Source organism: Lachnotalea sp. AF33-28 (assembly GCF_003477885.1).
Taxonomy (GTDB): Bacteria; Bacillota; Clostridia; order Lachnospirales; family Lachnospiraceae; genus AF33-28.
This window is the reverse complement of record NZ_QUEE01000017.1, coordinates 1-22,363: the sequence shown is the minus strand read 5'-3', so window position 1 is coordinate 22,363 and position 22,363 is coordinate 1. Positions and strand designations below refer to the sequence as shown.

Below are 22,363 nucleotides of genomic sequence, written 5' to 3'. Positions count from 1 at the left end.
TAAAAACTAACATGTACTGAAGTGCACACAGGTCATTCTTTAGATGACCTTCAAAGAAAGAAGGAGAATAATTATGTCATTATTAACAATACCAGTTTATGGCGGCCCGGGGGATTCAGCTTATGCCCAGACAGGGTCTATTGCGATTGCTGAGTCCTATTCCACATTATGGAATGAATATGGATATAAGTATATTGAGTATAATGTAACAGGCACATCACAGAAAAAACGGGGTTATATCACTGGCGGATCGGCAGCCTCCAAGGCTCCGAGCTCTTTTTCGACCGGTTGCGGCGGCTATACAAAAGTAAAAGCTAATGTATATGGAGGGCCTAATATAGATAATTACGCAAAAACCGGTTCTTTGGACCAGGTCGAATGGGTCACCGTATTATCAACAACCGATGATAATTTCTATTTTGTTGAATACTTTACCTCCACTGGAACTAAACGCGGATATGTTCTGAAATTATCCGTGAATTTAAGTCAAAATACTGCACTGGGAAAGGCCAATGCGGATATCACCACATATCAGGCACCTGGAGGCGGCATATCCGGTTCCTTAAAAGAAGAAGAGTATATGACCATTCTATCTAAGGTGTCCAATTATTATCAGATTGAATATAATACAACCTCCGGCCGAAAGAAAGCCTATGCAAAAATAAGCGACATTACCAAAATAGGAAATGGTGCGATTGATATAACTCCTGAAGAGGGAATCGAGGCTGCAATGGCCGAAGCTGCATCCGTTTACAGCGGCCCCAGCAGTAAGATATATGCCAGCATCGGCAGCGTTAGTGCCGGAGAGGTAATTTCTATTCTTCATAAAGAAGATGCTTTCTATTACATTAAATACCTCACTTCCAAAACTTATAAGCGCGGTTATGTGTCTGTTTCCTCTGTTTCTGCTTTCTCCGGCAATCCGGAAGCTTTTGGTACTCTGGGCGGCTCTCTCAAGACGGTGTCTGCCAAGTGTACCGCATACTCCGCACCGGATACATCTTCCGCAACAGTTGGGTCTGTATCCGCTAATGAAACGGTTACTGCATTCGATCTGATGGAAAACGGATTTACCTGGGTTGAATACAGCACATCTTCCGGGACCAAACGCGGTTATATCGCAAACAGCAATTTTGCGGACTCCGGCAAAGGCACTGTTGCCTTGATTACTTCTGATTGCGATTGCTACTACGTTCCTAATGCTTTATCTATTGGCAGCGTATATGCTAACGAATATGTCGTTATATTAGACAAGTGCAAAACAGAAAAAAGCGGTGACCTGGATTATGACTATTATTATATTGAATACAATTCTTCCAAAGGAAGAAAACGCGGATATGTTCTCCGCAACTTTGTAACAGCCAGTACAGCGATTGGCGGTGATATCATTGACTCTGCATATCCGCTGAGAACTTTATGCCAGTCCAATCAGCAGCAGGATGTTTACGCCGGACCTTCTTCTGTTTACGCATCAGTTGGCTCCATTGGATTAACAGAAATCGTTTGGAAACTCTGCACTGAAAATGACTATACATATATACAGTATTTCACTAGTTACGGAAATAAACGCGGTTATGTGCCCACTGTGACCTTAAGCCATTATGAATCTGTAAAGGAGATTCCATATCCAACAATCCCCAACTCAACAAACTATATGATCGGAACAAGCGGGGAAGGAAATCCGCTGTGGTGTTATCGATTTGGAAATTCTGATTATAATAATATACTGGTGCTAAACTTTGCGATACATGGATATGAAGATGCCTGGGCTCAAGACGGCATCGAATTGTTTAATGTTGCTGTTAAATTAATGAGCCGTCTCTCCGATGAATATGCTTCCACTTCGAGTCCATTTAATGATTGGCTTATATATATAATTCCCTGCGCGAATCCTGATGGGCTGTTATACCGTGGTGGAACGCCTTCAGGAGATTGCGATGGAAAAGGGCGTCATACCACAACCCAATGGGATTGGCCTGATGAACTAAATGGAAGCGGGAATTATGATGCCAAACTGGCGCAGGGCTTTTTTGTGCCTGATGGACATATCGATATGAACCGCTGCTTTCCTGTAAACTTTGTGGCAAATGCATCCGGCCGCAATCGCACAGGGAATAAACCGCTGATGGCAAAAGAAGCCCTGTATTTGGCAAAGTTTCTGGATGATATTAGAGATAATAATCCCAACGCGAATAAATACTTTGTTGATGTACATGGGTGGACACAGCAAATTATAACATCGAATGAAAAATTACTGAATAGTTTCTCATCTAAATTTTATGACGACGACAGTGACTATGGAATTTATGATAAAAGCAGAACACTTACAATTGCTAAAGGTTATATAGGGACCTATGCAGAAAGTATCGGCTTTAATAGTTGTTTATTTGAATTTCCCGCAACTGTCAAAGCACTGGGGGATGTCTCGCATAAAGGATATGACACCAGATTTATTGCCAGCATACATAATATTGTTGTACCTGCATCTAACAACAGCTAAGTATTTTCTTAATGCCCTGTTCGAGAATAAAAAGTATTACAGTTCATTCTTGAACAGGGCCCTAAGTTTTGTCGGTTTAACTCTTAAATAATACTACAGCTTGCATTTGTAAAACTGCTATGATATATTGAGTACACTATGGTGATGCACATTAAATGTAGGAATCTTTCATAGTAAAGAAACGCAGAGCAATATACTTTGACATTATTCTGTTTGTATTTGTGAAGGAGAGCATTATGAAAAAACAGTTATTTAAAATATTTTTATTTATCGTTCTAATTTTATCAGCCTGCTCTCCTTCGGACAGCATACAGGGTTCTGTTCATACTTTGCCTGAATCTGACACAGTTCCTGTCACAAACGAGACAGAAATCCCCTCTTCCGAGAGTACTGTTACGCTATTTACAGAAACTGAAACCACCACCACTCCCGCTCCGCCTTTCTATACTCTTGATGATAACTGGCTTTATAATTTTTCCCCAAATCCGTCAAAAATCAATTCTCTCTACATCGAAGCAGGGGAGAATGAACTGTGGATTAATGATATTATATTCAAGCCGGGGGAGCTAAAGATTTTGGATTTAGCCCATCTGAGAGAATGTTCCAATCTACAGTTTCTGCATATTAACGATCTTGCGGATTTGGATATAGCGGTTACAGGATGGGACGCATTGGCCAACCTTCCCACTCAAATTATTGAATGTACAAATTGTAACCTTACCGAATTTCCTATATCCGGACTTGACAACAGTTTTAATAAGCTTACTACTCTTTATTTAAATAACAATCAGATATCGGACCTGTCCGGCATTATACTACCGGAAAATCTAAACAGAATATATTTAAACAATAATCCTATCTCGGATATCGCTCCTTTGTTTCCGTATTCAAAAAAATGTCGGACCTCCCTATATGGTGTCGACTTTAATACGCGTATGATTACTTTAGATGAGGCACGAAATTCAGCTGCTGATTATTTCTCCACTGTTATGCTTCCATATTTTGATGAAAATAAAGACGCAGAACTATATTTTCCAAAATTTGATGAAGACATCTATATTTATACGGATGCAGTCCTGTGCTATTCTCGTGATTATGCTCCTGGTAATCCCAAGAGGACGGTTGATCTATGTTCAGAATCAAAGATGGCATGGATGCTGGATTACCGCTTTGAAGGATCAACAGGCGCATTCTTTGTATGGGTGGATGCTCTTACAGGTGAAGTTTTAAAATACAGTGCTATTCTTGCGGATTAGTTGCATGATGCAAATTGTAGCGTTTTTGAAATTTTATTTTGGATAGATGCAGAAAACTGTGATTTACTAATATATTATAGCAAATTACGATTAAACCTGCCATTTTCATTTTGAGTCAGGGAGAGGATTTATGGAAAAACATATACTAAATATATTCTTACTTTTCGTTCTATTATTATCAGCCTGCTCTCCTTTGGACAGCAAACAGGGTTCTGTTCAAACATTGCCCGAATCTGACACAGTCCCTATCATAAATGAGACAGAAATCCACTCTCCTGAGAGTACAACTGCGCAATATATAGAATCTGAAACAACCACCTCCCCCGCTCCGCTTTTCTATGCTCTTGATGATAACTGGCTTCATAATTTTTCAAAGAATCCTTCAAAAATCAGTTCTCTCCACATTGAAGCAACAGAGAATGAGTTGCGGATTAATGATGTTATATTCAAGCTGGGGGAGCAAAAGATTTTGGATTTAAGCCAGCTTAACGAATGTTCCAATCTGCATTTTCTACATATCTCCGATCTTGCGGATTTAGATATGACGATCAGAGGATGGGAATCATTAGCTAGTCTCCCCACTCAACTTATCGAATGTACAAATTGCGGCCTTACTGAATTTCCTATAGCCGGACTTAACAACGGTTTTAATAAGCTTACTGAGCTTTGCTTAAATAACAATCAGATAACGAACCTGTCCGACATCATACTTCCGGAAAATCTAAGCAGCATATACCTAAACAATAATCCGATCACGGATATCGCCCCATTGTTTCCTTATACAAAAGAATGCTGGATATCCCTATACGGAGTAAACATTAGTACGGATATGGTTACCCAGGACGAGGCGCGGAAGTATGCTGCCGATTATTTCTCTTCTATTGCGCTTCCGTATTTTGGTGAAACTGAAAGAAACGAATTATATTTCCCTAAGTTTGACGAAGAAACCTATATCTATACGGACGCAGTTTTATGCTATCCGCATGATAATGATCACGGTCTGGACAACCTAACGGTCGTATTATGTCAGGAACCAAAAATGACCTGGCGGCTGGATTATGGCTTTGAAGGATCAACCGGCGCATTTTATGTATGGGTGGATGCTCTTACAGGCAATATTTTAAAATACAGCGCAATTCTTGCGGATTAGCCGCATGGTACAAACCATTGTCACGCTTTAGAAAAAGTGCCCAACCCCATGATTTACAAGGGTTTCCGGCACTTTTTATTTTAACCTTATTATGAAACTAAAAGAAAAAATCCATAACCCGATAATCAGATCCGGAAAGGACCGCGGCGCTCCCACAGCGTCCCCCCTCCCGGATCTTTTTATATATATATAATTTCAAAAAAGAAAGTGAGGAATTTAAACATGGGTATCAACTCAAACATGGCAAGCAGAGAAGTCTGCGATCTGATCTTTGTGGACTACGCCACAAAGAAACCTTTTTTAAACCTGGATTACGCGAACGTAACCACAACGGAACTGACAGGTGAATCCTTATTCGCCTACGGCGGCAAGGGACATCCCAAGAAAGTACAGTTCTCCGGCGAACGCGGCGGCACACTGACCATCGAAACACAGATGCAGTCCGTAAAGCTGTGGCAGCTGATCACCGGCGGCGAGCTGAACAAGAATGCTAAATTTGTCAAGCGAGTGGAAGCGGTTACCGTAGGTGCAGACAGCTCCACCATCACTCTGGATGAAGCTCCGGTTGCCGGATCTGTCAACGTATTTGCGGCGGCTGACGACTGCGGAGAAGAGATGGCATGCACTGTTTCCGATAAGGTAATCACACTTACGGCGCCGGTTGCCGAAGGAACAAAAGTCGTTGTTTATTACATGGCAGAGGTGACGGACAAAGTGGAACGCATCTCCATCAAAGCCACCAGCTTTCCCAAAAACTTTGTTGTATACGGCGACACCGTCATGAAGACAGAGGAAGACGAACTGCTTCCTTACCGCCTGATCGCTTACAAGGCCGCGCCGCAGTCCAACATGTCCTTAAGCTTCTCCAACAACGGAGATCCCGGAAGCATCTCTCTGGTCTGCGACCTGATGGCTGACGATGAAGACAACATCCTGGATCTGGTGCTGCTGGAAGAGTAATCGCCATTGTAACAGTGAATCTAAACGTAATTGTATTGTAGTTTGTGTAAAATCAAACACCCTGCCGCAATCAGCGGGGTATTTGACCCTCGGGGCAGCAGCCAATGATCCATACAGGCATATCTGCCTGGCTCGCTGTCTCGGGGGAATAATGAACCGGAACGGACCAATGCTGTCCGTTCTTTTCTTTCGGGGATAAGCACGCCTGCAATGCAAAAAGCAGAGTGCTTATCCCCTTTTTTTTGTTCACTAGGAGGATAGAAACGGAATGAAATTATTTTCCAGCCTGAAAGAGGTAGCAGAATGCTATGGCATGGAGAATCTGGTACCTGTTACCAATCTGCAGCAGATCCTGTTTTACGTCCGCCGTTTCGGCCTTCAGCCCAAATGGATCGATGAAAGCACGGAAAACAAAGGCCACATCGTCTGCTACTATCTGAAACAGGAAACATGCCTGGCCTATAAGAAATGGAAGGACAACCGCCCGCAGTCAGGCGAAACTTCCCTATAGAAAAGAGGTAATCCCATGCAGGAAATCATGCAGTCCATCGATTGGATGGAACTTATAAACGCCCTGTGGGCCATCGTCATACTGCCGCTGCTGACCTATATCGGTAAGCAGATACACGAATGGACCAAGGCCAAAAAGATCGACAAATACAGCGATATCCTTTACAAAAATGTGACCGCGGCTGTGAAGGATGTATACGAAACCACAGTTAAGGACATCAAGGGAACCGAAGACTGGACTCCCGAAAAGCAGAATGAAGTCAAAGAGCTCGCCAAAACAAAAGCCATTCAGGCTCTGTCCAACAGCGCTTATCAGATCCTGAAAGCCGCCAACAACGATTTTTCCGCCTGGCTGGATTCCCTGGTAGGCACAGCTCTGTACGATCTGAAAAATAAATAAACACGAGGAGGAACAATTATGGCATATAAAATCGCGGTGGATGCCGGCCACGGTCTGTCTGCCGCCGGCAGAAGATGCTTAAAAAGCATCGATCCCAATGAAACCGGGGAATGGCAGCTAAACAGCCGCATCGCCGGCTATGTAACCGAGCACCTGAAGGCTGCCGGAGTGCAGACGCTGCGAACCGATGATATCACGGGAGAAATCGATGTCTCCCTCTCAGGCCGCTGTCGGAAAGCCAACGCATTCGGGGCAGATCTGCTGATCTCCATCCATGCAAACGCAGGCATCAACGGCGGGTCCGGGGGAGGTATTATGGTTTACGCGCTGCCCAATGCCAGCCAGTCCACCAAAGAATGGCAGGAGGATACCTGGCGGCAGACAGTAGCTGAAACGGGACTTCGCGGCAACCGCTGCCACCCCCTGTCCTATGCAAACCTTACCATATTAAAACATGCGTCCATGCCCGCCCTCCTCTGTGAGTGCGGCTTTATGGACAGCACCGTGGATACGCCGGTTATACTCACCGACGGTTTCGCCAGAAAATGTGCCCGCAGCATTGCAAACGCTGCCCTGAAACGCCTTGCCCTTTACAAAAACGGCAGTGGGGTCAAGCCGGTATATGCTGACGCCAACCGCACCAGCGCCATCGGCTCCCTGAACCCTGATGAAACCTGCCGTCTCATGGGCACCTGCGGCAATTCTATGATCGTTCTCTATGAGGTCACCTCCGGCGCACAGTACTATCCGGCGGACCGCAATTATAAGGTGGGATTTATCAACTAAACGGAGGAACCAATGGATGAAAAATATACTGATCTGGCTGTAAAGCTGGAAAATGTGGACAGCCGCAGCAAGTCCAACCAGAACCGTCTGGACCATTGCGAGGCTGCCATCAAAGAGCTCCGGGAGGACCAGAAAGCGATCATCATACTGGCCAACGGAGTGGACAAAATTGCAAACGAAATGGTAAACATAAAAGAAGACATCAAAGATGTCAAAGCGGGTCAGTCCGAACTGACTGAAAAAGTTACCATCCTGGAAAACAAACCGGCCCAGGAGACCAGAGAACGCTTAAACGGCATGATGGACAAGCTTTTGTGGCTTTTGATCGGAGGCGCGGCCGCCTGGCTGCTCTCCCAGATCATACCGGCCATCAGCTGGTAACCGGTCCGGCAGCAACTGAACAACTCAATAAACGCGGAGGAGATATGCAATGAATAAAACTGATTTAAAGAAAATCGTACATAAAAGCAAAAGCTATGACTATTATTACGACGAGGACGAAAACGCCTTTCTGCCCCGTCAGGCCTATGCCGACACAGAAGGTCTGCCCAAACTGACCATCAAACCTCTGGATCTGATGACCACCGCGGCCATCGCCAACAAAACCGCCGAAATCGTAGTGACCGATGACGGCAGCTACAATCCGGAATATGAAAAGCTCATCAAGCTCTATCATATCCTCAAAGAATCCTGCGGATTCAGGTTGGATGAATTTGATGAAGAGGAAATGTACGCCATCCTCCTCTCTCCCATCGGCCAGCTGATCGACGCAGAAGAATTCAACATCCCGTTTTTGCATGAACTGGAGGTGCTGACCGCCAAGAGGATCGCCATGCGCAAGGACCTGATACTAAGGGACCACTCTGTGAGGGATAAAGTGGTGGAGTTGCTTGAAAAAGAAATCGGCAGCAATGATCTGCAGATCGAGCTCTTAGAGCAGCAGAAGGCGATGAATGAGGCGTTTACGCCGGAAGAACAGAAACAGCAGGTACAGCTGCTTTCAGAGTTTATGGAAATTATGAAAAAAGAGGGATTTGATGAAAATCTGAACCGCATAGTGAGTGAACCTGCCAATAAAGAATTTTTTACCAGCCTTTCTAACCGTGGTAATGTCTGATTTCTCTTTATATTAAGGAGCTGTGCCATGGCAGGGACACAGCTCCTTTCCCTTTTAATACTTAACAAATATATACACGGAATGGAACTATTCCATTCGTGAAAGAAAGGAGTCTATCTAAATGGCTGATCTAAATACACCAAAACTAAATGTCCAGTTAGATACTCAAAAAGCGAAAAAAGTATTTGACGAGTTTCGCACAAAAATGGCCAGCCAACCAATAAATCTGGAATTATCTATTGACACAAATACATTTCTTTCACAGGCAAAGAAGGATATTCCCCGTTTAATGGAACGTGTTCAAAATTCACTGGCCCAACAGACTTCCTTAGACATAACACTTAATCTGGATTTTAATACAGTTTCCGTCATACCGGATTCGCTGACTAAGCCCATTGAATCCATCAACAAATCAGCAATCAGCCTGTCACAGCAGCTAAAGGAACTTCGATCGGAATTTAAAGCCTTTGATGTTCCAAAGCCTCTTGCTTCGCTTTCCCATGAGTTCGGCAGCCTGACAGATGGTATTACTTCCACGGAAGAGACCTATGCGGATTTTGTTAAAAACCTAGTGAATGTTAAAACAATGACTTCCGTCGTAGTGAAAGATCTCATGGATAATCTGTTGAATAAAAAGAGCATCGGTAGACTCAAAGGCGGGTCTCACTCTAATAATATGCCCAGCCTGGCCAAGTGCGCCTGAAAGGCGATTCAAGGTCGGGTATGTTCTATAGCGGTTCTATAGAGATGCTCGTTAAACATATCGTAATTGGCTATTACCATAGGCCAGTGCTGGAATACATAATATTCTTTGGCTACAACGTGGCCGGAAACGGCGGGCGTGAATGCACTCCGAAAGGATATGGGAACCGAAACCGTAAAAAAACAAAGAATTGGCCATATGTCAGTCATCCGGCTGTAATGCCGGATAAACGCTAAGTGGCAGCCATCTCGGCAAGACGTGTAAATCAGCAGCGGACTCCTGTACAACCATGCTTTATATCGCAGGCTGTTACAGGAAGTGTTCAGAGACTGTAAACGATATCGTGTCTGAAATATTACAGGCATGTAAAAGACAGTCCGGCGTGGAGCAATCCATCTCCCTAACCAGGAGCATAATTGCAAAGTGTGCTATCTGCACGCGGCAGCTAGTGGTATGAAAAATAGCTGCTGTCTTAGATGGGCTTCATACAAGCCGTAAGTTGGGAAGAATTGTATGTACTTACCGTCTAGATTTTAACATGTTTTGATATAAAACAGTCCCATCCTGTTTTAACATTGCTGATATTTTCATATCAAAACAAAGAACTTACAGTTTTTAATACGTCTTTGAGCACACTTAGAAACAACTGGAAACAACTGCGAAAAGATATCACAGCGAAGAAACTTTCGAATATACCAGGAGATTTAAACTACTTTTTTTCGGATAAACAGAAAAAGGATATCTTAGATGTTGATTCAACAATTCCAGTTCTTTCAAAAGAAGAAGCTCAAGCACGAATTAATAAAATTAACAGTAAAAAAAAAGATTCAAAATTCAATATCAATGATTTAAATGAAAAGGAACGGAAGTATACCGCAGAATGGTTAGAAAGCACCAAAGGCCAAGTCCGAACCGCGGAAAGCTATATGGAAGCCAACGAAAAGGCCCGTAAATCCATAGAAATGGAGAACAAGGCCATCGAAGCGCAGGGGATCGCTGCCCGTGCTGCCAGTGTTGGTGTAAATCTGTTAATAACAGCAAGCCACATGTTATTTATGTATCTTATCTCCACGGTTATACAAAAGGCTCTGGACGCATGGGACAAATACATTCATAAACTTGATTATGCGAAACAAAAGCTCGCAGAAAGCAAAGAAGGATACGAAACCATCACCTCGGAAATAGCGGATCTTAACGAACAGCTGGAAGCTAACAATCTGCTGATAAATGAGCTGAATTCCAAAGGAAAACTAAGTTACGTTGAAGAAAATCAGCTGAATGATCTACAGGATGCCACCAAAGAGCTTGAAAGACAGCTGGCTATAAAACAACTTGAAGAACAAACGGCGGCGGAAGATCTCTATAAAACGAATAAAGAAGCTTATGAGCTTGAGTCCAATGGAGGCCCGCTTACCCCGGAGAATATCAAAGCACGCGCTGACCAGGGACCCGGCATCGATTTACTTGCAAAAGGAAACGCCCTTGATAAGTCAGCTGCCATATACCAGCTCAATGAATATCTTAACGATCCAGAACTGCAGGATTCGAAAGAGTACTATGAGGACTTATTAGCCGACACAAAAAAAGCGCTGGTAGAAGATCTCTCAACCTATCAGGATTATCAAAGTAATATAACCGCTTTACAGGCTTCCCATCCCCTGACTGAAGAGCAGCAGCAGCTATCTGCCCAACTGGAAAGTGACATACATTCCATCTTCCAAACTCTTGGAGAAAGTGACATCTGGAATGATCTCCAGTTAAATGACCTGATACGGTCCGGCGACTTCAAATCCGACAATGCAGAAATAATTGCGCGAATCCAGGAAGGCAGTTTTACCGAATCGGATCTGCAGGATTACACGCAGCTGAATGCCGCATTAGAGGAAAGTAATCTGCTTTTGGAAAACGGACAGTCTGCCTCTAAGCTATATTTAGACCGAATGACGCAGATAGCCAATACACCTTTTGATATTTCCTCTGAAAACTCCATTCAGGCTATTGATGATTTTCAAAACCGCCTTTCCGTTCTACACTCCGCATTGCAGAATACTGATGATCCCGATTCCATGATGGAAGCAATGAAACAGTTTCCGGAGCTGCAAGAAGAGACCGGTGACTTATCCGCAGCCATTCAGGATCTGATTCAGAACGAACTGCAGGAACTCTATGCGCGTCTTGGTGAAAACATCCCGCCAAATATCCTCGAATTATTTGACGACATGGCTGAAAAAGCTGCTATTACATCAGATACATTTAATTCCGTGTCCGATGCTCTTGACCACATGTCAACCGCATATCAGAGTGTAGCCGACATTACGTCCGCTTACGATGAAACCGGCCTTATCACGCAGGATTCCTTAAAAGCAATCAGCGCCCTCGGCGGTGAATATGAAAAGCTGACTATACAGTATATGGCAGGTGGCTTTACCGATTCCTACTATCTGGAGCATTTAAACGAAGTCTATAACACGGATCTGGAGAACTACCGCCTCTATCTTCTTGAAAAATACGGCGCCGATGAGCCGTTCTGGAATACACTGATGGAAAACAATTCCTCCTTCATTGATTCCATGAATGAAAATTATGGTATAGACCTCTCTAACTGCCGCTCCTATAACATGGCGAAGCTTCAGATCGAAGCTCAGACATTGGGCTCTGTCTCCAGCATGTGGTCCAAATACTATAATGCAGAGTCAGGAACTATGACGGATGAATATACCCGTCTGAAAGACAAGCTGGAAGAAATGGGAGCCCAAGGCCTGTCCCATACCAAAATTTATCAGCTGACTCAGAAAGAGTATGATAAAGCAAAAGCGATCAAAGAACAGGCAGACATTCATAAGAAAGCGATGCAGGAGCTGGAAGATATAACATATAGCAATATCGATGCCAGCTTTAAAAAGCTGGATACCGGTGCATCGAAGGCTTCTCAAAGCGTCAGTAACCTGACCGATCATGTGGATTCCCTCACCGATAGCCTGGAAAACCAGAAATCTGCCCTGGAGCAAGTCAAATCCCGCTACGAACAGGTCAGTTCTGCCGTCAGCTGGTTTTACGATCAGAAGATTCAGGCGGAACAGAATTCCATTGACAGTCTTGAAAAGCAGAACGAACAGCTGGAAAAACAGCAGAGCGTATATGATTCCGTACTAAAAGCGGTTGAAGCAGTCTACGATAAAGAAATCGAATCTCTGCAGGCACAGCAGGACGCCATTCAGGATAAGATCGACGCACTGCGGGACGCCAACGATGAGCAGGAACGCCAGACCGCTCTGGAGAAAGCACAGTATGCCCTGGAGCAGGCCCAGATGCAGCGGTCTAAATATCTGTTTAACGGCCGTGAATTTGTCTACGAGACGGATAAGGAGGCCATCACAAGCGCCCGAGATTCATTTGATGACGCCCGGCTGGAGATCAAAACATCCGAGCTGGAAAAGGAGAAGGAATCCCTGCAGTCCTCCATTGATCAGCTGGAGAAATACAAATCCATGTGGGGAGACCTAAGCAGTACCTATGAGATTTCGCAGAATGATCTGCTGGCTAAAATGGTGCTTGGAAATGAATATCAGAACATGGTGCTGCAGAATCGGACAGCCGACGTAGAGGCATTTAAGGATAACTACATCTCCATCCAGACACAGATCAACGACAACCAGGGGCTGATTGATTCCTATAATGAGAAAATCGCCTATTATGAGTCCCTTAAATCTCAGTGGGAAGAACTGACAGGCCAGTACCAGGCACAGCAGAATATCCAGCTGCTGATGGAAACCTTCGGAACAGATTATGAGAAGCTCCTCCTGGACGGCAGGACCATGGCATGGGATGCATTTGCGGAAAGCTACCTGGGCGTTCAGATCGAAATAGACGAGATATCGGCTAAAATAGAAACTGCTATGGACAACGCAGCCTCCACTGCGGAAACGGCAGCAGACAGACTGACCGCAGCATATAACAGGCTTGCTGCGCAGGCTGGCATCACCTTCAATATCAAAGGTGCAAAGATCCCCCCCGGCGCCGCCCTGTACCATTCCGGCATCAAAAAAGGCCGGGTAGGCGAACGTCTGTTAAGCGATCAGGAAACCCTGAACACGCTCTATACCCACGCCACAGGCGACCCCATTCACTCCGATGAGCTCTTAGCCAAGCTCAAGGTGGGTGAAGTTGTCCTGACAAAGGATCAGCAGCAGCGCACCGCGGCATCGCTCTGGAATTATGACCGTTTCACAGAGATGTCCCGCAGTCTCGTTCTCTCCAGCTTTTCAGCCGACTCTGTGCCCTCCCTTCCCTCCTATCTCACTAATAACGCAAACCGCAATATGGATTTCACCCAGAACATCCGCATTGAACTGCCCAATGTGAAGACAGGGACAGATGCAAACCAGATCATCAACCAGCTTAGCAATCTTTCTCTGAAAGCCAATCAGTACTTTAACAGGAGGTAACCATGCTTCATCTCGATACAGAAATATTAAAAGCGATTTCCTGCGGCATCAATAAAGCCGCCGTAGGACTCAAAGCAGATATGACGTTTCCGTCCGTCGTATATGAAGCGCATTGCGACGGAACCTACACAATCAAAAAAGACGGCCAGGACTACAAAGTCAAAAATGCCCTGGGCACCGCGCTCTCACCCGGACAGCATGTCTGGGTGAAGCTGCCTATGAATAAGCTGGAGTTCATGCATATCTGCGGAATCCGATAAACTGTCCGCAGTTAAACCAGGTTTATTTATTCAGTAACTCACTCATCAAAGAAAGGTGGTACATTTTCATGGCAACCATTAAAATCAAAGACCTCCCGGAGGCGAATCAAATCTCCGACTCCGACCTGGTCATTTTAGAAGATGCCGATACGACCCGCAAAGCCGCGGGACAGACTCTCATCCATTATGTCGGAAATCACCCTGATATCAACAACCGTTTTTTAACCAGGGACAGCTTAGGTGCTGCCGGAGAAGCCGCGCCCTTGGATGGGACCGGCAAGCTCTCTTCCGATTATCTCAATTTCGGCAAGGCTGCAGGCACAGTCTATGAAGGCTCTGAAGGGGAAAAACTGGAAGATGCTGTCGCTTCGGCTGCTGAAAGTTTAGATACAAAGGCAGATGCCTCTGTATTAAACGCCCATACACAGAATACCGGTATTCATATTTCCGCAGAAGAAAAAGCTGCATGGAATGCCGCAAAAGCACATGCGGACTCTCTGCATGCCAGAACCGACGCAACTAAAACTGAGTCCTCTGCTGCCAACGGCAGCATTAAAATCAACGGCGCGGATACCAAAGTCTACACACATCCCGACAGCGGTGCGGCGGCAGGCACATATACTTCCGTCACCGTAGATACAAGGGGACATATAACAGCGGGCAGCAATCCCACGGTTCCCGTAACACAAGGCGGTACCGGCGCCACTACAGCCGCGGCCGCTCTTAAGAATCTGGGCGTCAGCGCCTCCGCCGCAGAAGTAAACCTTTTAAGCGGTGCAGCAATCACCACAGATGAGCTGAACAGTCTTGAAAACATTTCAGATAATGTACAGCAGCAGCTGGATGATAAGGCTTCCACCGCGTCCTTAAGCAGCCACGCCAATAGCACTGCAATTCATATAAAGGATTCAGAAAGAACCGCATGGAATCTAGCCAAAACACATGCGGATTCCACGCATGCCAGAGCTGACGCGACTAAGACCGAAGCTTCTGCCACCAATGGAAATATCAAAATCAACGGCACGGATACCGGTGTGTATACGCATCCTGCCAGCGGTGCCGCGGCAGGCACTTATACCTCCGTCACTGTTAATGTACAGGGGCACATCACCGCGGGCACAAATCCCACAGTTCCCGTTACACAGGGCGGCACCGGCGCCACTACGGCCGCGGCTGCTCTTAAGAATCTGGGCATCAGCGCCTCCGCTGCAGAGCTCAATATTTTAAGCGGTGCGGCGGTCACTGCCAAAGAGCTGAATCATCTGAAGGATACTACTGAAAACGTACAGACACAACTGGATGGAAAAGCATCCGCCGAGTCTTTAACCGGCCATACCGGCAACGCAGCCGTTCATATAACCGCTGCAGAAAGAACCGGCTGGAATCTGGCCAAAGCACATGCGGATTCCACCCATGCCAGATCCGATGCGACAAAAACCGAAGCTTCCGCCACCAACGGAAACATTAAGATCAACGGCACGGATACCAAGGTTTATGCACATCCTGCAAGCGGCGCCACAGCAGGCACTTATACTTCCGTCACCGTAGATTCACAGGGGCATATCACAGCAGGCACAAATCCCACAGTCCCTGTAACCAAAGGCGGCACCGGCGCTGCCACAGCCGCAGCCGCCCTGAAAAATCTGGGCATCACTGCATCCGCAGAGGAGCTCAACATCCTAAGCGGCGCCACAGTCACCGCGGAGGAGCTCAACAGCCTGAAAGATGCCACGGACGGCATCCAGTCACAGCTGGATGAGAAAGCCTCCGCCGCTTCCTTAAACAGCCATACCGGAAATACTGCTGTACATATATCAACCGCAGAGAGAACCAACTGGAATCTGGCCAAGACACACGCGGACACCGCACATGCCAGAACCGACGCGACAAAAACCGAAGCTTCCGCCACCAATGGCAGCATCAAAATCAACGGCACGGATACCAAGGTCTATGCTCATCCAGCAAGCGGTGCTACAGCAGGCACCTATACTTCCGTCACCGTGGATTCACAGGGACATATCACGGCAGGCACAAATCCCACGGTTCCCGTATCACGGGGCGGCACAGGCGCCGCTACGGCCGCAGCGGCTATTAAAAACCTTGGAATCACTGCGACGTCCGCTGAGATTAACATTTTAAGCGGCACTACCGCCACAGCGGAAGAACTCAACAGCCTGAAGGACACTGCGGAAGAACTGGACAATTTGAAAACCGCTGCGCAAGACCTTCAGTCCCAGATGGATGGAAAAGCAGCTTCCACCTCTTTAACCGGCCATACCGGCAATACAACCGTTCACATAACCGCTGCAGAGAGAACCAACTGGAACCTGGCCAAGACACACGCAGACTCCGCACATGCCAGAACCGATGCGACAAAAACCGAAGCTTCTACCACCAATGGCAGCATCAAAATCAACGGCACGGATACCAAAGTCTATGCACATCCTGCAAGCGGTGCCACGGCTGGCACCTATACTTCCGTCACTGTGGATTCACAGGGGCATATCACAGCGGGCACAAATCCCACTATTCCCGTATCACGGGGCGGCACAGGTGCAACAACTGCAGCGGCGGCCTTGAGCAATCTCGGTCTCACAGCCACAGCAGCTGAACTGAATAAACTGGACGGAATCACGGCCAGCACAGCCGAGCTGAACTATGTGAAGGGAGTGACCTCCGCCATCCAGACGCAGTTAAACGGAAAAGCGGCCGCTTCCCACGGCAACCATGTCCCGGCCATTGATACCGCAAGCAGCGGAAAAGTGCTCAAATCCAACGGCACCGCCTCCGCATGGAGCGCTCTGACCTCGCAGGATGTCACAGATGCGCTGGGATATGTCCCGGGGCACGGCGGAGAATATGGAATCGCTACAGAATCCACGCCCGGGCTGATTAAATCCGGCACGGATATCGCAGTGGATACCGCAGGCAATGTGAGCGTTAAGGACAACAGCCACAGCCATACCGTCGCCAATGTCACCGGCCTTCAGGCCGCGCTGGACGGCAAGTCACAAGCCTCCCATACGCACTCCAATTATGCTTCGGCAGTTACCGTAACCGGCTCCGGCAACGCGGTCACCGCAGTCTCTCAGAGCGGCAATACGATCACCGCAACAAAAGGGAGCACTTTTCTGACCGCCCATCCGGCCGTAACCATGGCATCCAACACGACTTCCAGCGCGTCGTCCGTATCATTTTCGGCCATCGACAGCGTCACTAAGGATACTTTCGGACATGTGACCAAGGTCAACACCAAGACTGTTACCGTTCCAAAGTATACAGTCGTAAGTGACACCGAACCGACCGGTCAGGCTGCCAGCGACATCTGGTCCAAAGAATATTAATACAGGAGGCACCGCTATGGCAAATCAACTCAATACACCCATTGTCAACTGGAGCCCTGCCTTTGATCCGGCTTTCAGCCATACCTTTACATTTTCCTATACCGGAAACCAGGCGGTGAAAAACAGGGCTGTGATCTATGACAATGACACCTATGAAAACGTATATGACCGGATCCAGGAAGGGCTGAAGCTGGACCATGTTCTGCCCTCCAATACACTGGCGTCCGGCAGAACCTATGTGATACAGATACAAGTCTTCGACGCCGCCGGAGCGAGCAGCGCACTGTCCGCTCCCGTGGTCTTCCAGTGCTTTACCTCGCCGGAGTTTTATTTCTCCAATGCCGAGGACAAGATGGTGCTGTCCAGCGCCAATTTCACCGTGCTGCTGTCCTACTCACAGACTGAATCCGAGCCTTTACAGCAATTTCAGTATTATCTGTACGGACAGGACCGGACTTTGCTTTACAGCTCCGACGTTTTCTACGACGGATCAAACCTGACCCACACCATATACGGATTCCACAATGACAGCATTTACTATCTCCGGGCGGTTGGAAGAACCGTGCATGGCATGGAGCTGGATACGGGTTATCTGCAAATCATCGTACAGTATCAGATTAAGCCCGCCAACATTCTCTTCAGTGCCCAGAACCACCGGGAAGGCGGCTATCTCTCCTACTATACCGGGATCAAATCCATCGGTTATGAAACGCAAAACGATCATTACTCTTTTGCGGGAGGCGAGGTCACTCTCTGGGACAACATGCTCACCTATAACGATCAGTTTTGCATAACCGGTGATTTCACCGTCGTGCTCAAAGCGCGCAAGCTTCCGCTGGAAACCTTTTTCCGAATGAAAGCGGATGACTGCCCCTATGAGATCTCCATGCGCATGCTTGAGATCGGCGGCCTGTATTACTGCCGCCTGACCGTTCCTTACGGTTTGGGAGACTATGTATTTTACAGAGAACTGCCCAAGGCCGAACTGGCCGATGCCGGCGGGCACAGGCTGACGACCGCATCCGGCATACCGATCTCCATCGTGAATCTGACCTACAATGCCGAGGACCTGGTTACTTTTACACTGCGCAGAAAGGGCGGCCTGTACAGCCTGACTCTGTCATTTGAAGAAGAGGAGGCGTAACATGATTTTTTTAGGAACTACATTTTTCAGCGGAAAATATACATTATCCCCGCTGAATGCCAATATTGACGGCATCAGCCAGATACAGATGACCGACGGAACCTATGACCATCTCTTTATCAGCGCGAATCCTGAAAAGGGACCGGCCAACATACACGACGAATGGGACGAACACACTGTCTTAAATGCCGATTTCAATGACAATCTGGAAGCGGGCAATTCCGGCTTCAGCCTGAAAAATACAGATACCATGGTAATTAAGATACGCGAAAAGGGCACCATGGATTGGAAAACCATCGAGACCAAAAGGGTGAAAAACGTGGAGGATTTCAACTTCTACGGCATATACCGTTTTGCCAGAAATAATACGGATTATGAGCTGATGCTCCTGTCCACCATCGCTGGCATAGAAAATTCCTATGTGGTGCGTGAAGTTCGCTCTGAGTTTGACGGCATGTACCTGATCGGCAATGACGGTCTCTTCGGAACCGTCTATGACCTGGACGGCTGCGACACAACCAGAAATACCACTGCCTCCATCGTAAACCTGCTAAATAACCGGTATGCATCCGTCTATTCCAACGGCATTTCCAATTATGACAGCGGTTCGGTGACAGGAACATTTCTGAAGCTGGATCCTGACAGCGGTCTGGCCGACGAAGCGGGCGGCATCGGACTGCGCAGAGAATTTATAGATTTCCTCTGCAATCAGAAACCCAAGGTGCTGAAATTATTTGACGGAAGGATCTGGCTGGTGCGAATCACCGACACTCCCTCCGACACCCAGAACGGACATCCGGATCTGCGGCAGATCACCTTCAGCTGGGCAGAAATCGGCGATGTAAACTCGGTAAAGGATCTCTATCAAAACGGCCTGACCGACGTCACCTCCGAGTGGTGGTAACAGCAGACGGCCAGGCAAACGGAGGAAACGCATGAAATATAATATTCAGGAAATCGACAAAGAAACCCTGCTGCAAAATTCACTCAATTTTAAAATCCGGCTCTATATCACAGACAGGAACAAAAACATTCTGGATGAGGTGAGCGGCGTCATAGGCGGAGGCAGCTCCGCCATTGACTCCGATTCCGATATCAGGCGTACATTTTCGGTTACGGTTAAGCTGGACGGACTTACGGACGGCATCGAAGACCGCATCACAGGCTGGCTCGGTTATCATTTTAATCTGCAGGTGGGCATTTACAGCCTGCGCACACAGGAATATCTCTATTATCCCTGCGGCTACTTCACAATCACGGAATCCAGCACCGTTTATGATGCCGTAACCAACACACTCACGCTGAACCTAAGCGATCTGATGGCGGAATTAAACGGCGCCCGCAACGGGCAGATCGGCGGAGCCCCCACCATCCTGATCCCGGTAGAAAATGAAGACGGCACTAAAAATATCATCCGGGATGTGCTCACCGGCATCGTCACACAGCAGGGAGGCATTCCCGATCACATCATCGGAGATATCGGCGCCTACAGAGGCCTGCCGGAATACAACAGCAATTATGAAAACTACCGCAGCGAACACCCGGACTGGAACGTACTGCCTTATGACCTTACATTTAACGTAGGTGCAACCGTGCTGGAAATGATCAATAAAATCCGGGATTTATACCCCAACTATCAGACCTATATCGATGTATACCGCAATTTTTGCTGCGACATGATCCCTTCTTCGAAGCAGGATCCCATACTGCTCTCCGACCGCTATCTCCGTCAGATCCTGGTATCTGAAGGGACAGAAAATGTCAGCTACGACATTTCCTCAATTAAAAATGTAACCGAAGTCTTCGGTCAGACTTATGATATCGACCGTATGGCTGACATCTGCCAGACAGCGGATAATACCTACCGCATGAACCTGCCGGACTATGAGAAGTACATAAACAGCGACTATATCGCCTTTAAACCGGATTCCGATAATACGGACAGCATGTATGCCCGGATCAACGATCTGGAGGCCCTGCCCATCTATGATGAGGTAACCGACACCTTCATACCCGCGGATACAATGATCGCCGGTAAAGTCTATGTCCTCCAGTATAAAAAGCGTGATGGGGACAATCAGTGCTTCTATTTTCTCGGCCAGACCCAGCCTCATGCCGTCTGCGCGCTCACGGGAAATGCAGAGGACCCGGTATATACGCAGGATTATTTCCGCAGCAGATATAACTGTGAAAATATTCATCTGCGCGAAATTCCCGAAAGTCCGTTCACCGTGCAGCGGCTCGGCCCCATTCTGGAGGTTAAGACCGGGGACAATTTTGACAACATCAAATCCGATTCCGTAGCATTGGAGAATGCAAAATACTATAACGCAAAATCCGCCATCATGACCGATACGGTCACGATCACCACCAAATGCATTCCGTTTCTGGACGTTCAGCAAAAGGTGGAATACCGCAAAAGCAATGAAAAGCAGGCGCAGATATATGTGGTAAAGGCCATCACCAATGACTATGACAGCGGCACATCAAGCATCACGCTGCACCGGTTTTATCCTTTGTATGACTGAAATTGTAACGGTTCAGACTGCGGGAATACCGGCACCAAAATCTGCCTGCGGTATGCAGTGCAGTATATAAAATAAATAGTTCAACCTCAGAAAGGAGGACGCAGATTTGGCACAGAATTACTCTCACGAATACAGTAACTTTCCGTCTGCCACCATAGAATTGACAAATTATATGGATATAGACAGTACGGTGGCCCCGATTATCAGCCGTATCTATCAGCTTCAGAGCAACGGAGATTATACAGGAGCCAATGACCTGATCGAGGAAAACAGGGAACTGCTTAAGCCCTATTCGGTCGACATGTCCGCTCTGAACAGGATCATCGAGGAAATTTATAACACACAGCTCTATGCCTTAGGAAGTTCACAGCAGATATTCATTTCCGATGCAGAGCCGGCAGTGGATGTCCCCGAGGGCAGCTTCTGGCAACAGGAATACTGATCACAGGAGGCAGTTTATGAATCAAAATATAACCATCACAGGCATTGGCAGCCGGGTCCGGGAATACACCGGGCTCCCGGTTACCTTTCCCGACCTACAGGTCACCTATAAGGACACTCCGCTGGTCAGGGATACTGATTACACCGAACACTATTATAACAATATCCAGCCCGGCATCGGAGTCCTGCTGCTAAAAGGCGCCGGTGATTACGACTTCGCGGAACATATCTACTTCACCGTCTACATCCCGTTTGAAGATACAACCGCGGATATCCGCCGTATCGCCATTTTAAACGATCTTGATATGGAGCAGCTGCCCGTTATAAAAGAACATGATGCACGGATTGAAAAAGAGCAGTACAACAGCGCTGTTGCTCTGCTGAATCAGAATCCGCAGATCGACGGCTTCCGGGCCAAAACCTTCCGGGCAATGGAAGAAACAATCAAAGAAACACAGGAATATCTCACAAGTAAACACGCACCCAGTTATTATTATACTTCCCCCACCGAGCCCAGTGAGGCCGCTATGGAAGGGAACGTATACTGGATGCAGGAATATGTATAAATCAAAATTTAAGGAGGATTTTAATTATGTCTATTACTTCAGGATTTAAAAAATTCAAGAATCATATTAAGAATGGGGACGGAACATACAGTCTCCAGTCACTCTGGACCAGCGCACAGACTGTAGAATGCGCTGATGGAACTACTGTCGAGGATAAAATTGGGGGATTGAAAGGTATATCCACTGATTTGGAGACGACGGAAGCCGGTTATGCGGCGGATATGACGGTGGTTAGTCAACTAAATACGGATAT

The 22,363-nt window shown here is 46.9% G+C and carries 19 protein-coding genes; all 19 read left to right on the top strand.

What is annotated here, in order from left to right:
* Nucleotides 1-73 precede the first annotated feature (73 nt).
* Nucleotides 74-2,500, top strand: coding sequence for a M14 family zinc carboxypeptidase (locus DWZ56_RS19240; RefSeq protein ID WP_158584664.1), 2,427 nt, complete (start codon nucleotides 74-76; stop codon nucleotides 2,498-2,500).
* A gap of 236 nt (nucleotides 2,501-2,736) precedes the next feature.
* Nucleotides 2,737-3,756, top strand: coding sequence for a leucine-rich repeat domain-containing protein (locus DWZ56_RS19235; protein ID WP_118558227.1), 1,020 nt, complete (start codon nucleotides 2,737-2,739; stop codon nucleotides 3,754-3,756).
* Nucleotides 3,757-3,886: 130 nt separating this feature from the next.
* Nucleotides 3,887-4,906, top strand: a complete 1,020-nt coding sequence (locus DWZ56_RS19230; protein ID WP_118558226.1) for a leucine-rich repeat domain-containing protein — start codon at nucleotides 3,887-3,889, stop codon at nucleotides 4,904-4,906.
* Nucleotides 4,907-5,128: 222 nt separating this feature from the next.
* Nucleotides 5,129-5,866 (top strand): hypothetical protein, encoded by a 738-nt coding sequence (locus DWZ56_RS19225; protein ID WP_118558225.1) that lies wholly within the window; start codon nucleotides 5,129-5,131, stop codon nucleotides 5,864-5,866.
* Nucleotides 5,867-6,134: 268 nt separating this feature from the next.
* On the top strand, nucleotides 6,135-6,377 hold the full coding sequence (locus DWZ56_RS19220; RefSeq protein WP_118558224.1) for a hypothetical protein: 243 nt from the start codon (nucleotides 6,135-6,137) through the stop codon (nucleotides 6,375-6,377).
* A 15-nt stretch (nucleotides 6,378-6,392) separates the two neighbouring features.
* Entirely contained in the window at nucleotides 6,393-6,776 is a 384-nt protein-coding gene (locus DWZ56_RS19215; protein WP_118558223.1) for a hypothetical protein, read from the top strand.
* Between the two features lie 18 nt (nucleotides 6,777-6,794).
* Nucleotides 6,795-7,562, top strand: a complete 768-nt coding sequence (locus DWZ56_RS19210; protein WP_118558222.1) for an N-acetylmuramoyl-L-alanine amidase — start codon at nucleotides 6,795-6,797, stop codon at nucleotides 7,560-7,562.
* A gap of 12 nt (nucleotides 7,563-7,574) precedes the next feature.
* Complete coding sequence (locus tag DWZ56_RS19205) at nucleotides 7,575-7,943, top strand: hypothetical protein (RefSeq protein WP_118558221.1); 369 nt, start codon at nucleotides 7,575-7,577, stop codon at nucleotides 7,941-7,943.
* Nucleotides 7,944-7,992: 49 nt separating this feature from the next.
* Entirely contained in the window at nucleotides 7,993-8,679 is a 687-nt protein-coding gene (locus DWZ56_RS19200) for a hypothetical protein (RefSeq protein WP_118558220.1), read from the top strand.
* Between the two features lie 121 nt (nucleotides 8,680-8,800).
* Nucleotides 8,801-9,382: a hypothetical protein gene (locus DWZ56_RS19195; protein ID WP_118558219.1), complete on the top strand. Its 582-nt coding sequence runs from the start codon at nucleotides 8,801-8,803 to the stop codon at nucleotides 9,380-9,382.
* Between the two features lie 926 nt (nucleotides 9,383-10,308).
* Nucleotides 10,309-13,827 carry a hypothetical protein gene (locus tag DWZ56_RS19190; RefSeq protein ID WP_147369455.1) on the top strand — a complete coding sequence of 1,173 codons (3,519 nt, stop codon included), beginning with the start codon at nucleotides 10,309-10,311 and terminating at the stop codon, nucleotides 13,825-13,827.
* 2 nt (nucleotides 13,828-13,829) lie between these two features.
* The gene (locus tag DWZ56_RS19185) at nucleotides 13,830-14,087 is read left to right on the top strand and encodes a hypothetical protein (RefSeq protein ID WP_118558217.1); all 258 of its coding nucleotides are present in this window, start codon (nucleotides 13,830-13,832) and stop codon (nucleotides 14,085-14,087) included.
* A gap of 68 nt (nucleotides 14,088-14,155) precedes the next feature.
* On the top strand, nucleotides 14,156-17,431 hold the full coding sequence (locus tag DWZ56_RS19180; RefSeq protein WP_118558216.1) for a hypothetical protein: 3,276 nt from the start codon (nucleotides 14,156-14,158) through the stop codon (nucleotides 17,429-17,431).
* Between the two features lie 16 nt (nucleotides 17,432-17,447).
* Nucleotides 17,448-18,575, top strand: coding sequence for a hypothetical protein (locus DWZ56_RS19175; RefSeq protein ID WP_118558215.1), 1,128 nt, complete (start codon nucleotides 17,448-17,450; stop codon nucleotides 18,573-18,575).
* Nucleotide 18,576: 1 nt separating this feature from the next.
* Nucleotides 18,577-19,479 (top strand): hypothetical protein, encoded by a 903-nt coding sequence (locus DWZ56_RS19170; RefSeq protein ID WP_118558214.1) that lies wholly within the window; start codon nucleotides 18,577-18,579, stop codon nucleotides 19,477-19,479.
* A gap of 31 nt (nucleotides 19,480-19,510) precedes the next feature.
* The gene (locus tag DWZ56_RS19165) at nucleotides 19,511-21,103 is read left to right on the top strand and encodes a DUF5048 domain-containing protein (RefSeq protein ID WP_118558213.1); all 1,593 of its coding nucleotides are present in this window, start codon (nucleotides 19,511-19,513) and stop codon (nucleotides 21,101-21,103) included.
* Between the two features lie 106 nt (nucleotides 21,104-21,209).
* Nucleotides 21,210-21,545 carry a hypothetical protein gene (locus tag DWZ56_RS19160; RefSeq protein WP_118558212.1) on the top strand — a complete coding sequence of 112 codons (336 nt, stop codon included), beginning with the start codon at nucleotides 21,210-21,212 and terminating at the stop codon, nucleotides 21,543-21,545.
* A 16-nt stretch (nucleotides 21,546-21,561) separates the two neighbouring features.
* Nucleotides 21,562-22,110 (top strand): hypothetical protein, encoded by a 549-nt coding sequence (locus DWZ56_RS19155; RefSeq protein WP_118558211.1) that lies wholly within the window; start codon nucleotides 21,562-21,564, stop codon nucleotides 22,108-22,110.
* Between the two features lie 26 nt (nucleotides 22,111-22,136).
* Nucleotides 22,137-22,363, top strand: a 227-nt coding sequence (locus tag DWZ56_RS22985; RefSeq protein ID WP_207666316.1) for a hypothetical protein, incomplete at its 3' end; no start/stop codon positions are given.